The organism is Azospirillum sp. A23 (genome assembly GCF_042938965.1).
Lineage (GTDB): Bacteria > Pseudomonadota > Alphaproteobacteria > Azospirillales > Azospirillaceae > Azospirillum > Azospirillum melinis.
On record NZ_CP170667.1, the window covers coordinates 2,587,468 to 2,601,996 of the forward strand.

At 70.3% G+C, this 14,529-nt stretch carries 14 protein-coding genes; 8 read left to right on the forward strand and 6 right to left on the reverse strand.

The annotated features are described in order from the left end of the window. Nucleotides 1-12: 12 nt before the first annotated feature. From ABNQ40_RS29650 to ABNQ40_RS29660, 3 genes are read right to left on the reverse strand one after another with little or no spacing between them, the layout of a single operon-like run. Nucleotides 13-1,065, reverse strand: coding sequence for a site-specific tyrosine recombinase XerD (locus tag ABNQ40_RS29650; protein WP_109490465.1), 1,053 nt, complete (start codon nucleotides 1,063-1,065; stop codon nucleotides 13-15). A gap of 43 nt (nucleotides 1,066-1,108) precedes the next feature. Further along, nucleotides 1,109-3,007 carry a hypothetical protein gene (locus ABNQ40_RS29655; protein WP_109490464.1) on the reverse strand — a complete coding sequence of 633 codons (1,899 nt, stop codon included), beginning with the start codon at nucleotides 3,005-3,007 and terminating at the stop codon, nucleotides 1,109-1,111. Then, the gene (locus tag ABNQ40_RS29660) at nucleotides 2,988-3,128 is read right to left on the reverse strand and encodes a hypothetical protein (protein WP_167393297.1); all 141 of its coding nucleotides are present in this window, start codon (nucleotides 3,126-3,128) and stop codon (nucleotides 2,988-2,990) included. Before ABNQ40_RS29660 ends, ABNQ40_RS29655 begins: the two co-directional genes overlap by 20 nt. A 308-nt stretch (nucleotides 3,129-3,436) precedes the next feature. Between ABNQ40_RS29660 and ABNQ40_RS29665 the strand changes: the two genes are divergently transcribed. The 5 genes from ABNQ40_RS29665 to ABNQ40_RS29685 all read left to right on the forward strand — a co-directional run bounded on the left by ABNQ40_RS29665 (nucleotide 3,437) and on the right by ABNQ40_RS29685 (nucleotide 7,386). Next, on the forward strand, nucleotides 3,437-4,204 hold the full coding sequence (locus ABNQ40_RS29665; RefSeq protein WP_348982913.1) for a shikimate kinase: 768 nt from the start codon (nucleotides 3,437-3,439) through the stop codon (nucleotides 4,202-4,204). A 51-nt stretch (nucleotides 4,205-4,255) separates the two neighbouring features. After that, a complete protein-coding gene (gene aroB / locus ABNQ40_RS29670) occupies nucleotides 4,256-5,401 on the forward strand; it encodes a 3-dehydroquinate synthase (RefSeq protein WP_109490463.1) in 1,146 nt (381 codons plus the stop codon). 117 nt (nucleotides 5,402-5,518) lie between these two features. Further along, on the forward strand, nucleotides 5,519-6,007 hold the full coding sequence (locus ABNQ40_RS29675) for an SRPBCC family protein (RefSeq protein ID WP_109490462.1): 489 nt from the start codon (nucleotides 5,519-5,521) through the stop codon (nucleotides 6,005-6,007). A gap of 167 nt (nucleotides 6,008-6,174) precedes the next feature. Continuing rightward, nucleotides 6,175-6,636: a CBS domain-containing protein gene (locus tag ABNQ40_RS29680; RefSeq protein ID WP_109490461.1), complete on the forward strand. Its 462-nt coding sequence runs from the start codon at nucleotides 6,175-6,177 to the stop codon at nucleotides 6,634-6,636. A 114-nt stretch (nucleotides 6,637-6,750) separates the two neighbouring features. After that, nucleotides 6,751-7,386, forward strand: coding sequence for a DUF2889 domain-containing protein (locus ABNQ40_RS29685; protein WP_109490460.1), 636 nt, complete (start codon nucleotides 6,751-6,753; stop codon nucleotides 7,384-7,386). A 60-nt stretch (nucleotides 7,387-7,446) separates the two neighbouring features. Here ABNQ40_RS29685 and ABNQ40_RS29690 read toward each other — a convergent pair whose 3' ends face one another. Both ABNQ40_RS29690 and ABNQ40_RS29695 read right to left on the reverse strand, forming a co-directional pair. Further along, nucleotides 7,447-7,944: a ribbon-helix-helix domain-containing protein gene (locus tag ABNQ40_RS29690; RefSeq protein WP_348982912.1), complete on the reverse strand. Its 498-nt coding sequence runs from the start codon at nucleotides 7,942-7,944 to the stop codon at nucleotides 7,447-7,449. Nucleotides 7,945-8,215: 271 nt separating this feature from the next. After that, nucleotides 8,216-8,491 (reverse strand): BolA family transcriptional regulator, encoded by a 276-nt coding sequence (locus tag ABNQ40_RS29695; protein ID WP_085087049.1) that lies wholly within the window; start codon nucleotides 8,489-8,491, stop codon nucleotides 8,216-8,218. A gap of 210 nt (nucleotides 8,492-8,701) precedes the next feature. Here ABNQ40_RS29695 and ABNQ40_RS29700 point away from each other — a divergent pair, with 210 nt between their 5' ends. From ABNQ40_RS29700 to cobT, 3 genes are all read left to right on the forward strand, one after another. Next, the gene (locus ABNQ40_RS29700) at nucleotides 8,702-9,286 is read left to right on the forward strand and encodes a J domain-containing protein (protein WP_098740834.1); all 585 of its coding nucleotides are present in this window, start codon (nucleotides 8,702-8,704) and stop codon (nucleotides 9,284-9,286) included. 74 nt (nucleotides 9,287-9,360) lie between these two features. After that, a complete protein-coding gene (gene cobS / locus ABNQ40_RS29705) occupies nucleotides 9,361-10,365 on the forward strand; it encodes a cobaltochelatase subunit CobS (RefSeq protein WP_109490458.1) in 1,005 nt (334 codons plus the stop codon). Between the two features lie 200 nt (nucleotides 10,366-10,565). Then, nucleotides 10,566-12,437, forward strand: a complete 1,872-nt coding sequence (gene cobT, locus ABNQ40_RS29710; protein WP_109052310.1) for a cobaltochelatase subunit CobT — start codon at nucleotides 10,566-10,568, stop codon at nucleotides 12,435-12,437. Nucleotides 12,438-12,502: 65 nt separating this feature from the next. Here cobT and ABNQ40_RS29715 read toward each other — a convergent pair whose 3' ends face one another. Next, complete coding sequence (locus tag ABNQ40_RS29715; RefSeq protein WP_247880124.1) at nucleotides 12,503-14,464, reverse strand: adenylate/guanylate cyclase domain-containing protein; 1,962 nt, start codon at nucleotides 14,462-14,464, stop codon at nucleotides 12,503-12,505. Nucleotides 14,465-14,529: the final 65 nt, after the last annotated feature.

Below are 14,529 nucleotides of genomic sequence, written 5' to 3' on the forward strand. Positions count from 1 at the left end.
TCCTTACCTGCCCTACCCCTCCGACGGCTCTTCCACCTTGCGGCGCGCCAGGGGGTGGTGGTCGTGCATGACCTTCTTCAGCCGCTCCGTCACCACATGGGTGTAGATCTGCGTCGTCGCGATGTCGGCATGGCCCAGCATCTTCTGGACGGAGCGCAGGTCGGCGCCATGGTCGAGCAGATGGGTGGCGAAGGCATGGCGCAGCACGTGAGGGCTGACCTTCTCCGGGTCGATGCCGGCGTCGATGGCCAGTTGCTTCAACAGCTGGGCGAAGCGCTGGCGCGTCAGGTGCCCCTCGGCGGAGATGCGGGACGGGAACAGGAAGGGGCTGTGCCCGGCCTCACCTGCTCCCCCTGCGGCTCCCCCTGCCCCGGCGCCTGGCGGGATGAAGTGGCCGCGGAACGGGATGTAGCCCGCCAGCGCCGCCAGCGCCGGGTCGGACAGCGGCACCATCCGCTCCTTGCCGCCCTTGCCGCGCACCAGCAGGCCGCGGCCGTCGCGCATGATCGCTGTCATCGGCAGGCCGACCAGTTCCGACACGCGCAGGCCGGTGGCGTAGAGCACCTCCAGCAGGGCCACCAGCCGCAGCCCCTCCGGCCCGCCGCGCGCCTCGGCGGTCGACAGCATGGCGCCGACCTCCGCCTCCGTCAGGATCTTGGGCAGCGGACGGCCTTGCTTGGGACTGTCGAGCGGCGAGGCGGGATCGTCGGTGCGGCGGCCTTCGGACAGCAGGAAGCGATAGAACTGCCGCATCGCCGACAGCCGCCGCGCCACGGTGCGGGGGGCGCCGTCCTTGCTCTGCACCGCCAGATAGGCCCGCAGATCCTCGGTGCCCGCCGCCTCCAACGCCACGCTGCGCTGGGCCAGCCAGCGGCCGAGGTCGGCAAGGTCGCGCTCATAGGCCAGCCGCGTGTTCACCGCCGCCCCGCGCTCCGCCGTCAGCATGTCGAGGAAGGCGTCCAGATGCGGCGAGGTGGCGAGCGGGCGCGGCTTGCACGGCCGGCCGCGCCGCCTGGCACCGGATTTGGTGGCGGCTTTGATGGCGGTCTTCTTGCTGCCGGTCATGGTGTCGGCGTCATGGTGGTGGCGGGCTCCACGGGGCGGAAGGTCATTCGGCGGTTGGATTCGGGACCTGGGCGGCGGGGCCGGCGATGGCGGCCATCGCCTCGCGAACCAGCGCGCGGGCGTCCGGTTCCAGCCCGACCGCCTTCAGGTTGGCCGCCACGCGGGCGGTGACGACGGGTGGCAGGGTGGCCGGCCCGGCCTCCCCAAGCAGGATCAGGGCGACGGCCACCGTCTCGCCGATGCGCCCGCCGGCCGCGGCATCGCCCAACCGCTGCCACAATGCGGGATCGACACCGGCCTCGCTGCCGCTGGGCGGACCGGCGCCGTCGGTGGCGGTCATCCAGGCCTCGTCCGGGATAGCGACTCCGGTGGCCTGGAGCAGCGCCAGCTGGCCGGCAATGCGGTTGCGGGCGGGAGTGTCGGCGCCGCGCAGCGCCTCGTCCAGCCAGGCGGTCAGCGCAGCCGGATCGCCGCCGCCCTGACTGCGTCCCTGGCCCATCGCCACCGTTGCCAGCGGCCACAGCCAGGCGGTGTCGGCGCTGCGGCCGCTGCGCAGGGCCAGATCGTGCCAGCGCCGCGCCTGATCGAGACGCCCCTGCGCGTAATAGAGCCGGGCCGCCGCCGGGGCCAGCGCCGCGGCGTCGCCGGTCGGCGACACGCCGTCGAGCAGCCCGGCGGCGGCACCGCCGACCGGCCCGGCGCGCAGGCGCGGATCGACCAGCTCCACCGCCAGCGTGGCCAGCGCGACGCGCCGACGCCCGTCCATCGCCGCTGCCATCGACTGATGGACCAGCGCGCGGGTGCGGGCGCCGCGGTCGCGCCGGGCGATGTCGCGGACCCGCAGCAGCTCGTCCCCCACCGCCGGCACCTGGGCGTAGAGATCCTGCAACTGCCGGGCATCGAGGAACAGGGCGGCTGCCGCCCGTTCGCCGGCGGCGGCGCGGGTGGTGGGATCGGTGGCGGGGTTGGTGGCTATGGCGGCCAGCGCCGGCAGGGTGTCCAGCGGCAGCCGGTCGGGCGGCACGCCGATCCGCGCAGTGCGCATGGCGGCGAGCAGCAGCGCCAGCCCGTCCGCATCGGCTTGCAGCGACAGCGAGCGGGCGGGCGGCGGGGCGGCACCGGCCAGCGCCTCGGCAACCGCCAGGAAGGGGTCGGACCGGCGGCTGTCGCGCAAGACCGCCAGCGCCTCGTCCGTGCCGGCCCGGTCGCCGGAGCGGGCGCGGCAGAACAGGCCCAGCTTGGCCCAATAGGCGGAGGCGAAGCTCTTGCCGCGGGCCAGCGCACGCGGACAATCCAGCCCGCCGCGCACCAGCTCCGCATCGGTCAGCGCCCTGGCCGCCGGCTCGTCCGCCGCCAGCGCCGCCGGCAGACGCCCGGCCAGCTCAGCCGCCCCGGCGGGATCGCCGAGCCGCGCCAGCTTTTCGATGCGCAGGGCGCCGAGGCGGCGGGGCGGCGGGGCCTCCCCGGTCGCGACCGCCGGAGAGCCGGCGCTCAGCAGCAGCCGGCGTTCCAGCGCCTTGACGGTGGGAGACGGGGTGTCGACCGGCAGGGCGGCGATCAGGGGGAGAAGCTCCGCCCGGCCGAGGCCGCGCCAGGGGTCGCCGCCCAGCCCCTGCAAACCGTCCAGCAGGCCGGCACCGTCCGGATCGGGCGCCCCCAGCGGCTCGCGCGCGACCGAAGCCGGCCGCGCCACCACCGGCGAGACGGCGGGCGGCGGCGAGACCGCGGGCGGATAGGCCGGCACGATGACAGGAGCGGGTGCGGAAGGCCGGGACTGGACGGGGGTTTCCACCGCGGCGTCGGGCGTCAGCCGGACCGGCGGGCCGAAGGCTTGGGCGGCGGCCTGGGCGCCGGCGGCCATGGACCAGCCGGCCGCCAGCAGCCCGGCCAGCAGCAGCACGCTTCCGGCCGATGGTCGGGGCTCAGCGCGGGAAGCGCTCATCCGGCAGAACCTTCTCCACCGTTTTCGACGGAGCCGGCAGGTCCCACGAGGCGAGGAACACCATGCCACCGGCGATCACCAGCAACAGCAGGACGAAGAGGATCGAGAGAAACCGGCTCATGGCACCAGGGACGTGTTGTGTCGGAAAGCGGAGGATCGGAGCGGAGCTACCATGCCCTGCATCCGCAGGGCTTGGGACAAGCAAGGGCTTTTCTGCTAAAGCATCCGCGGCTCCGGCCGGCGGCCGAAGGACGGCGCAGTGTAGCCACAGGTTGGACCGCGGCGCAACCCGTCCACCGGGCCATTCACCGGCTCCGCAGCAGGATGCGGGGCAGGGCAGGGCGGAACCGGAGCGCTTGTGCCGGCCAGCTTTCGGCGGGTATGAGTGTTGTCTGTTGCAGCGGTGTGACGGCCGGCGAAGACGCCGGCATGCTGGGGCCGGGAGTGCGGGTGGCGGATCGGATGGATGTGATGGGACTGCGCAAGGCGATGACGGCCCAAGGTCCGGGGGCAGGTCCGGGCACGGGCCCGGCGGAGGATGCGGTGCCGCTGCTGCCGCGCACCGTGGTGCTGGTCGGGTTGATGGGGGCCGGCAAGAGCGCCATCGGGCGCCGGCTGGCCACGCGCCTGCACCTGCCCTTCCGCGACGCCGACACCGAGATCGAGGCGGCGGCCGGCTGCACCATCGCCGAAATCTTCGCCCGCGACGGCGAACCGGTCTTCCGCTCCGTCGAACGCCGCATCATCACCCGCCTGGTGAAGGACGAGCCGGTGCATATCCTGGCGACCGGCGGCGGCGCCTTCATGGACCCGGAAACCCGCGCCGCCATCCGCCAGCACGGCGTGTCGGTCTGGCTGCGCGCCGAACTGGACGTGCTGGTCGCCCGCACTGCCCGGCGCACCCACCGCCCCATCCTGAACCAGGGCGATCCGCGCACCATCCTGGGCCGGCTGATGGAACAGCGCTATCCCGTCTATGCCGAGGCCGACCTGACCGTGGTCAGCGACGAGCGCCCGCCCGACGTGACGGTGGAGCTGGTGATCGACGCGCTGGAGGCGCATTTCGGTGTCCAGCTTCCCCACCGCCAGCCCCAGGGCCAGGGCCAGCCCCAGGGCCAAGGCAACGCCCAGCGCGGCGGCCGGCCCGGAAAGCCCGACGCCCCAAAAACCGATATTGCCAAAACCGACGCGCCCTGATCCCCGCCTCCCGCCCCTTGTCATGAACCACCAGCTTCGCGGACTGCCCCGATGACCTCCGTCAACGCCACGACCCCGGCCGCACTCGACACCGTCCGCCTGGAGCTGGGCGCCCGCAGCTACGACATCCTCGTCGGTGACGGGGTGCTGGCCGATGCCGGCGAGCGCATCGCCGCCATCACCCGCGGCCGGGCGCCCATCGTGGTGACCGACGCCAACGTGGCGCCACTGCATCTGGACACGCTGAACGCCGCGATGCTGGCGGCGGGGATCGTGCCGCAGCCGGCCATCGTCCTGCCGGCCGGCGAGAAGACCAAGGACTTCGCCCATTTCCAGCAGCTGATGGACGACATCCTGGGCCGCGGCATCGAGCGGTCCACCGTCCTGCTGGCGCTGGGCGGCGGGGTGATCGGCGACATCACCGGCTTCGCCGCGGCATCGGCCCTGCGCGGCATCGACTTCATCCAGGTGCCGACCACGCTGCTGTCCCAGGTCGACAGCTCGGTCGGCGGCAAGACCGGCATCAACAGCCGGCACGGCAAGAACCTGATCGGCGCCTTCCACCAGCCGCGCCTGGTCATCGCCGACACCGCCACGCTGGACACCCTGCCGCGGCGCGAGGTGCTGGCCGGCTATGCCGAGGTGGTGAAATACGGCCTGATCCGCCAGCCCGACTTCTTCGCCTGGCTGGAGCGGAACGGCCGGCGCGTGGTGGACGGCGACAGCGACGCCCGGCGCCATGCGGTGACGGTCAGCTGCCGCGCCAAGGCCGACATCGTCGGCGTCGACGAGCGCGAAAGCGGCGACCGGGCGCTGCTGAACCTGGGCCACACCTTCGGCCATGCGCTGGAGGCGGCGACCGGCTTCGGCCAGACCCTGCTGCATGGCGAAGGTGTGGCGATCGGCATGGTGCTGGCCTTCGACCTGTCGGTCCGGCTCGGGCTGTGCCCGGCCGACGACGCGCGGCGCGCCCGCGCCCATCTGGCCGATGTCGGCCTGCCGGTGCGCCCGGCCGACATCCCCGGCGTCGCCTGGGATGTGGACGGGCTGGTGCGGTCGATGGCGAAGGACAAGAAGGTGCAGGACGGCCGCATCACCTTCATCCTGGCCGACCGCATCGGCAACGCCTTCACCCGCCGCGACGTCGATGCCGCCGCCGTCCGCGCCGTTCTGGACGAGTCGGTCCAGCCCGCCTGATCCTCGCCCATCACGGATAGTCCGTCTTTCGCACAATAGCAGCGGCAGCGGTTGCCCGCCCATACTCCCTCCAATACCGCGGCCATCCCGCCGCGGCCGCAACGGGGAGGATGAGCGATGAAGGCGACGCTTGGGATGTCGGCGATGGGTGCGGTGCTGCTGGCGGCGGCGCCAGCCATGGCGCTGGAGGTGCGGGAGCAGGCGACGATCAAGGCGCCGGTCGAGCAGGTGTGGAAGCAGATCGCCCCCTTCTGCGCGATCAGCGACTGGCACCCCGCGGTGGAGGGCTGCACCCTGCGCAAGACCGGCGACCGCCAGGAGCGTGACATCGCGCTGAAGGGAGGCGGGGCCATTCAGGAGCGGCTGACCGGCCTTTCCGCCGCCAAGCACCGGCTGCGCTACACCCTGCTGACCGGGCCGCTGCCGGTGAAGAACTACACCTCCACCATCCGGCTGAGCGCGGTGGACGCCCACACCACCCGCATCACCTGGTCCTCGCGCTTCCAGGCCAGCGGCGCCTCCGACGCGGAGGCGCGGAAGGCCATCGCCGGCATCTACACCAGCGGCTTCGACGGGCTGCGCAAGCGGCTGGAGTCCGGCCAGTAACCGCATCGGCGGCGGCAAGGCCATGGCGCATGCGGGAAGTTCCAGACAATCAGTTCTATTGACGATTGGTCCATCAAGCTGACAGGATCGTGTATGCCGCGCTGCGAAATCGCGGTCGAGTGCATCGTTCGTCCACAAAACCTGCAATCACGAGGGAGATGGGACACATGCCGACACGCCGACTGATGCCCGATGTCATCAAGAACCAGGAACTGACCTGCCTGCCGCCGGGCGCCACCGTGCGCGATGCCGCCACGCTGATGGCGCAGAAGCGCATCGCCGCGGTGCTGGTCACCGACGGGAGGACGCTGAAGGGCATCGTCACCGAGCGCGACATGACCGCCCGCGTGGTCGCGGCCGGGCTCGACCCCGACACCACCCTTCTGTCCTCGGTGATGACCGCCGATCCCGACACGCTGGAACCCTCGGCCACGGCGCTGGAGGCGCTCGACCTGATGGAGCGGCACCATTACCGCCACCTGCCCATCGCAGTGGACGGCGAAGCAGTCGGCATGGTGTCGATCCGCGACCTGTTCGCCGTGGTGCGCACCCATCTGGAGGACGAACTGCGCAGCCGCGAGGCCTACATGTTCGGCAGCGGCTATTCGGCGGAGGCCACGCTGGGGTGACGGCAAGCTTTACCCATAGGTAACGCTGCGTTGCGGTGGGGTCGGGTTGACCGGGCGCCCGGCCCCACCGATAGTCGAGGGTGAGCCATCCTCTTTGCTGAACTGGAAAGCCCGATGTCCGCGCCCTCGCTGTCCGCCCCCGCCGCGCGCGAGCCGATCCACACCCGTCGTGTCACCTGCCAGGGCTTTCGGCGCGCCGACGGGCTGTGGGACATCGAAGGCCACCTGACCGACGTCAAAAGCTATGGCTTCCACACGGAGGAGCGTGGGCATCTGGAGCCGGGAACCCCGATCCACCAGATGTGGATGCGCCTGACCGTCGACGACAAACTGACCGTCCAGGCGGTGGAGGCGGTGACCGAACACAGCCCCTACAAGGCCTGCGGCAGCATCACGCCGCAGTTCCAGCAGCTGGTGGGCCTGCGCGTCGGACCGGGCTGGACCCGGGCGGTGAAGGACCGGCTGGGCGGAGCGAAGGGCTGCACCCATCTGGTCGAGTTGCTGGGTCCGCTGGCGACCACCGCCTTCCAGACCGTCTACCCGATCCTGGCCCGCGAGGCGGCGGACCGCGCGAAGGCGTCCGGCAAACCGGCCCAGGACGACGGCAAGCGGCCGGTGCTGCTGAACATGTGCCATATCTTCGACAGCAACGGCGAGGTGGTGCGCAGACATTGGCCTGCGCACTACACCGGCCACGATCGCGCCGGCCCTGAAAACGAAGACGCCGCCCGGGAAGAGGCGGCGGAATAGGTTAGCCTTCGCCCCGGACGCCCGCCGGAAATCAGCCGGGCGGGCGCCGGGTGGTGCCGCTCAGGCGTCCAGACCGGGCTGGGCCGGACCTGCGGCCTGGGTCGGGCCTGGGGTTGAGCCGGGCGTGGGGAAGCTGCCGCCCGCGGCGACCGCGGCCTTGACACCGTCCTCCTCGTCAGCCAGCGGCAGCTCGAACGGCGTGCCGACGAACGGGTCGCTGCCGCCATGGCCGGCACGCAGATGACCGTCCTCGGTGCAGGCCCGCCGGTAATAGGACGCAATGAAGACGCGCACGGCCGATGTCAGGGTGACATCGGCGTCTTCCGGTTTGATGCCCTTGCGGCGCGCCTGTTCCTCGATCCGCTCCTTGATCTGGGTGCAGAGGCGGTTGACGGTCAGGCCTTCCCGACGGCCGATCTCCTCCAGAGCATCCCACATCGACGGTTCCAGCCGCATGCTCGTGCGGTGCCCGCCGATCATGATGTTCTGACTCCTCAGCGGTTCCACCCCCGCATGGGAAGTGATCACGCGCTTTTTCTTCGGCCCACGCTTCGCCATCCGCAGCCCCTTCCACGAAGCCGCCGGCGGACATGCGAAGTTTGTGTCCGCCACGGCGCGATAAATGGTTGCATATATCATACTTTACTAAACGCAGCGGGAAATGCAACCACGCTAGCGTCTCTCATTCTTACAAGTTTTCCTAAAATCGACTCTTGGTTGCATCCATATGTATGTTATTTCGGCCGCCCAACCGCACGTTATTTGAAGCGCACGAAGGATCGGTATGAACGCCCTGCGGACGGGATGCGTGCGGGCTTTCCGGCCCCGTTCAGGCCCCGGCTTCACCCGGGGCGTGGGTGGTCAGCCCCAGCGCATGCACCCGCTCGCGCAACTCGTCGGCCAGCAGCGCATAGACCATCCGCTGGCGCTCCACCCGCGACTTGCCGGCGAAGGCGGCGGAGACGACGGTGACGTGGAAGTGGGTTTCCCCGGCGGCGTCCGCCCCGGCATGGCCGGCGTGGCGGGCGCTGTCGTCGACGACCTCGAGCCGGTCCGGCGCCAGTCCGGCGGTCAGCTTTTCGCGGATGCGGGTGGCGTATTCCATGGCGGATCCTGATGTCTCGTCACTGGTCGGGAAGGGATGGGAGCGGCCGCGGCGGGACGTCGTGACCCGGCCGGCGCGCCAACGGTCAGGAGACGGTGCGATCCCTGCCCTGTCAAGCGTCTGTCAAGCCCGGCGACCCGCAGATTGCGGATGACGGAAGCTCGATTCGGCGTGCTTGCCAGAGGCACCGGCTCTTCCCATACTTGGCCGATGACCAGGAACCGCGCCCGCTCCAGTTACGACAGCTACGCCGCCCCGCGTGCGGCCACCCGTGTGTGCGACCATCCCGATTGCGTCGCCGCCGGCGAATTCCGTGCGCCGAAAAGCCGCAGCAGCCTCAACGAGTACTGGTGGTTCTGCCTGGAGCATGTCCGGGAGTACAACCGGGCCTGGGACTATTACGCCGGCATGTCCACCGACCAGATCGAGGCGGAGGTGCGGCAAGACACGACCTGGCAGCGGCCGAGCTGGCCGCTCGGCAAATGGGCGACGCAGGAGCGCTTCATCCGCGACCGCGTGGTCAACGGCTTCAGTTTCGAATTCGGCCAGGACACCGGCAAGACGAAGAACGAGGAAAAGGCGCACCGGCGCCACCACGCCCGCACCGAAGAGGAAAAGGCGCTGGCGGTCCTTGAACTGACTCCGCCGGTGGACTTCGCACGGATCAAAGCACGCTATCGGGAGCTTGCGAAAAAGCATCATCCCGATGCCAACGGCGGCGACAAGGCTGCGGAAGAACGCCTGAAAGAAATCAATCAGGCCTACAATACGCTGAAAGCCTGTTATGCTGCCTGAACCCCCGTTGGCGGGCCGGGTCAATCCCGCGGCCGCTGGACAACCGACACTCGCTGGAACGTAAGAAACCACCCATGGCTTCCCAAGGAGCGACCCAGGCCAGCTCGGCCCTGTTCGACCACAAGCCCGACACGACGGTCTCGGTGCGTGAGGTCTTCGGCATCGACAGCGACATGCAGGTGCCGGCCTTCAGCCAGCGCTCGGAGCATGTGCCCGACCTCGACAGCGCCTACCGCTTCGACCGGGACACGACTCTGTCCATCCTCGCCGGCTTCGCCTACAACCGCCGCGTCATGGTCCAGGGCTATCACGGCACCGGCAAGTCGACCCACATCGAGCAGGTCGCGGCCCGGCTGAACTGGCCCTGCATCCGCGTCAACCTGGACAGCCACATCAGCCGCATCGACCTGATGGGCAAGGACGCCATCGTGCTCCGCGACGGCGTGCAGGTCACCGAATACCGCGAGGGCATCCTGCCCTGGGCCTTGCAGCATGCCTGCGCCCTGGTGTTCGACGAATACGACGCCGGCCGCCCCGACGTGATGTTCGTGATCCAGCGCGTGCTGGAGGTGGAAGGCAAGCTGACGCTGCTCGACCAGAACCGCGTCATCCGCCCGCATCCGGCCTTCCGCCTGTTCGCCACCGCCAACACCGTCGGCCTCGGCGACACCACTGGCCTCTATCACGGCACCCAGCAGATCAACCAGGGCCAGATGGACCGCTGGAACATCGTGGCGACGCTGAACTACCTGCCGGTCGATGCCGAGATGAAGATCGTCCAGGCCAAGGTCGCGTCCTACGACGACGCCCGCGGCCGCGACACGGTGGCGTCGATGGTGCGTCTGGCCGACCTGACCCGCGCCGGCTTCATCAACGGCGACATCTCCACCGTCATGAGCCCGCGCACGGTGATCACCTGGGCCGAGAACGCGAAAATCTTCAGCGATGTGGCGTTCGCCTTCCGCATCACCTTCCTCAACAAGTGCGACGAGGTGGAGCGGCCGACGGTGGCCGAATACTACCAGCGCTGCTTCGGCGTGGAGTTGCCGGAGACGGGGGTCCAGGCGAACCTCGTGTGATCTTGTGCGCTGCGCCCTGTCCTTTATTGGAATCGGGGCGTAGCACACAAAGATTCACACAGATCGGGACGGACGGCATTTCTGGGCAAGAGCTTATATCAGCGGTTCACGTCCCGGCATGTCCGTGAGAGCCATGCCCTGCTCCGTGTCAATCTTGCCCGCCGCGCCGTAACTCTCCCAAGAACGAAGACGCCCCCGCGATGACCACCCAGAACGACACCCCCGTCGAAGCCTTCAAGCGGTCCACCACCGCCACGGTGCGCGCCATGTCCCGGCGGGCGGAGGTGCAGGTGGGCTTTTCGTCCGATCCGCCGGGGCTGTCGGGTCAGCGCGTGCGGGTGCCGCTGCCGGCGCGCGACCTCAACCCGGTCGAGGTTGCCAAGCTGCGCGGGGCGGCCGATGCCGTGGCGCTGCGGCTGCGCCATCACGACGCCACGGTGCATGCCCACCGCATGCCGCTGGGCGATGCCGCACGCCAGGCCTATGACGCGATGGAGCAGGCGCGCTGCGAGGCGCTGGGCAGCCGCGACATGGCCGGCGTCGCCCACAATCTGGAAGCGGCGCTGGAGGATCGCTACACCCGCCAGGGCTTCGACCGCTTCGACGACCGCGGGCAGGTGCCCTTGTCGGAAGCGCTGCGGATGATGGCGCGCGAGGCGATGACCGGTGCGGCACCGCCGCCCGCCGCCGCCCACGCCGTCGACCTCTGGCGCCCCTGGATCGAGGAGCGGCTGGGCAAGGACATGAAGGGTCTGGCCAACTATGCCGGCGACCAGGAGGCCTACGCCAAGGCCGTCCGCCGCCTGCTGGCCGACCTCGACATGGAAGTCGGACAGGAAGCCGATCAGGAAGAGGAGGAGGACCAGCAGACCCAGTCCTCCGAGGACGAGGAGTCGCCCCAGCACGGCCAGACCCGCGGCCAGGACGACGACCAGTCCGACGCCGAATCGATGGCCTCGTCGGAGATGCAGGACTCGTCGGAAGCCGGCGAGAGCGCCGAGGAGGGCGCCGGCGAGGAAGGCGACATGGAGATGGGCGAGGGCGAGGGGGCGGAGGAGCCCGCCGGCCCCGGCCAGCCCTGGCGCAACGACCTCAACCGCCGCAACGAGCCCGATCCCAACGCCTACAAGGCCTTCACCACCCAGTATGACGAGGTGGTCGACGCCGCCGACCTCTGCGACCCGGCGGAGCTGGAACGGCTGCGCCACCTGCTGGACCAGCAGCTGCAACATTTGCAGGGCGTGATCTCCAAGCTGGCGAACCGGCTGCAACGGCGCCTGATGGCCAAGCAGCAGCGCTCCTGGAACTTCGACCTGGAGGAGGGCATCCTCGACGCCGCCCGGCTGGCCCGCGTCGTCGCCAACCCGGTCCTGCCGCTCTCCTTCAAGGCGGAGAAGGAGATGGACTTCCGCGACACCGTGGTGTCGCTGCTGATCGACAATTCCGGCTCGATGCGCGGCCGGCCGATCTCCATCGCCGCGATGAGCGCCGACATCCTCGCCCGCACGCTGGAGCGCTGCGCGGTGAAGGTGGAAGTGCTGGGCTTCACCACCCGCGCCTGGAAGGGCGGGCAGGCACGCGAGGCCTGGGTGGCCGGCGGCAAGCCGCCGCATCCCGGCCGGCTGAACGACCTGCGCCACATCGTCTACAAGGCGGCCGACATGCCGTGGCGCCGGGCCCGCAAGAATCTGGGCCTGATGCTGCGCGAAGGCATCCTGAAGGAGAACATCGACGGCGAGGCGCTGCAATGGGCGCACACCCGGCTGCTTGGCCGGCCGGAACAGCGCCGCATCCTGATGGTGATCTCCGACGGCGCGCCGGTGGACGACTCGACCCTGTCGGTGAATGCCGGCAACTATCTGGAACGCCACCTGCGCCAGACCATCGAACAGATCGAGACCCGCTCGCCCGTCGAGCTGGTGGCGATCGGCATCGGCCACGACGTGACCCGCTATTACCGCCGCGCCGTGACCATCGTCGATGCGGAGCAGCTGGGCGGCACGATGATGAACAAGCTGGCCGAACTGTTCGACGAGGACGACCGCCGCGGCGGCCGTCGCGGCTGGCGCTGAGGTAAGGAAGCGGGCAAGGGCGTTTCCAGATTTTCCAATGACTTAACTGGAAACGCCGGCCTGTTTCAGGGTGTATCCTTACCTGCGAACACCGGTTTGGCAGTCTCACCCGCCACCGGCGGGGGTACGGCGGGCGGCGCTGCCGGCACCACTGCTGCCGCCTTCGCCGCGTCCTTCTTCTCCTCCTCTAGCACCAAGCGCCAGAGTTCGGTCATCCCGGTCCGGCCGCGCAGCGACCGGCCGCCCTGACGGACCAGCGGGACGGCGTCCTTGCCCTTGGCGGCGGTGACGCCGCTGGTCAGGACGATCACCTCGGCCTCGCCCTGGAGGGCGGCCGACAGCTCCTCGATCCGGGCGGCGACGTTCACGGTATCGCCGACGATGGTGTAGTTGATCCGGCTGTCGGAGCCGATGTTGCCGACCACCACCGGGCCGCTGTGCAGCCCGACGCGGACATGGATCGGCGCCCGGCCCTCGGCGACACGGCGGCGGTTGTCGGCGCGGATGGCATGGTGGATCGCCAGCGCCGCGCGCAGCCCGCGGACGGCATGGTCCTCCTGCGCCTCCGGCGCGCCCCAGAAGGCCATCAGCGAATCGCCGATGAACTTGTCCACCGTGCCGCCCTCCGCCTCGATGCAGGCGGCGAGCAGGGTGAAATGCTCGTTCAGCAGGGCGGCGGTGTCGGCGGCGGCCATATGCTCGGCCATGCGGGAGAAGCCGCGGATGTCGGTGAACATCACCGTCACCTCGCGCTGCACCGAATCGAGCCCGCCCTCGGTCTCGCGCTGGCGCATCAGGCGCAGGACCAGCGCCTTCGGCACATAGGTCTCGAACCAGCGCAGGCCGGCGACCATGGCGTTGAAGGCGGTGGCGGCGCGCGCCATCTCGCGCAGGCGGGAGTCGGGCAGGTCGGAAATGGCGCGGAATTCGAAGGCGCGGACGCGGTCGGCGGCCTCGGCCAGCCGCGCCACCTGCCGGCTGATCCGCCGCCCGACCAGCAGCGCCACCCCGACCGACACCAGCAGGATGGCGAGGCCGACGGCGCCGGTGATGTAGAGCCGGCGGACCTCGACATTCAGCTCGCCGTCGCGATAGCCGATGCCGATGATCCAGTCCTGCTGGCCGTAGCCGGCCATCTTGCGGGTCAGGAAGATGTAGTCGCTGCCGAGGACCTGGACGGCGCGCGCCTCCACCCGCTTCTTCAGCGACTGGACGGGCACGCCGCTGGACCACAGCGCCGCCAGCGCCGGGTCGTCGACCTGATCGGTGCGCGGCAGCGGCGGACCGTCCAGCTTGCCGGAAAAATCGAAGCTGCGGCCGACCAGCGCCGGATGGGCCAGCACATGGCTCTGGTCGTACAGCACGAAGGCGTTCAGCCCCTGCTCCACATACAGCACCGACAGGAAGCGCGACAGGTCGCCCAGCGACACGCCGACCGCCACCTGCCCCAGATAGCGGCCGTCGCGCCGCACCGGCTGGTAGAGGGTGACGAAGCTGTTCTGCGCCTCCTTCAGCCAGCGCGGATCGGCCCAGGTGGCGGCGCTGCGGTTGGGGCCGTCCAGAATCTCCGGCGGGATGTCGCTGTCGCCCTGCATGTCGAAGGGATCGGCGACCAGCCCGCCGTTCAGCCGGCCGACGCGGACGCCGGTCAGGTCCGGGCGGACGAAGGCGAGGCCGGTGACGTCGGGCGCGCCTGCCAGCGCGCCGCGCAGCGTATCGATCATCGCCGTGTTGTCGCCGGCGCGCAGGTCGCCGCGCTCGATCAGTCCGGCGACGAAGCGCGCCATCTCCCGCGCAGGGTCCAACTGGTGGCGGACCCGCACCTCCACCCCGGCCAGCGCCAGATCGGCCTTGTCGTTCAGCAGGGCGAAGGTGTTGGTGCTGGCGCTGACCAGACCCAGCACCAGGACGCTGGCGACCGCCGCCAGCATCAGCGAGCCGAACCCCGCCACCAGCACCGCGGCGATGGGCAGCCGCAGCCGCCGGCGCCCGGCGGGCTTCGCCGCCGCCTTTGCAGCCGGCTTCACGGCCGTCGCCGGAAGGGGCGGAGCAATCTGGGGGCGCTCTGACGGGGTATCGGACATGCGCGGCA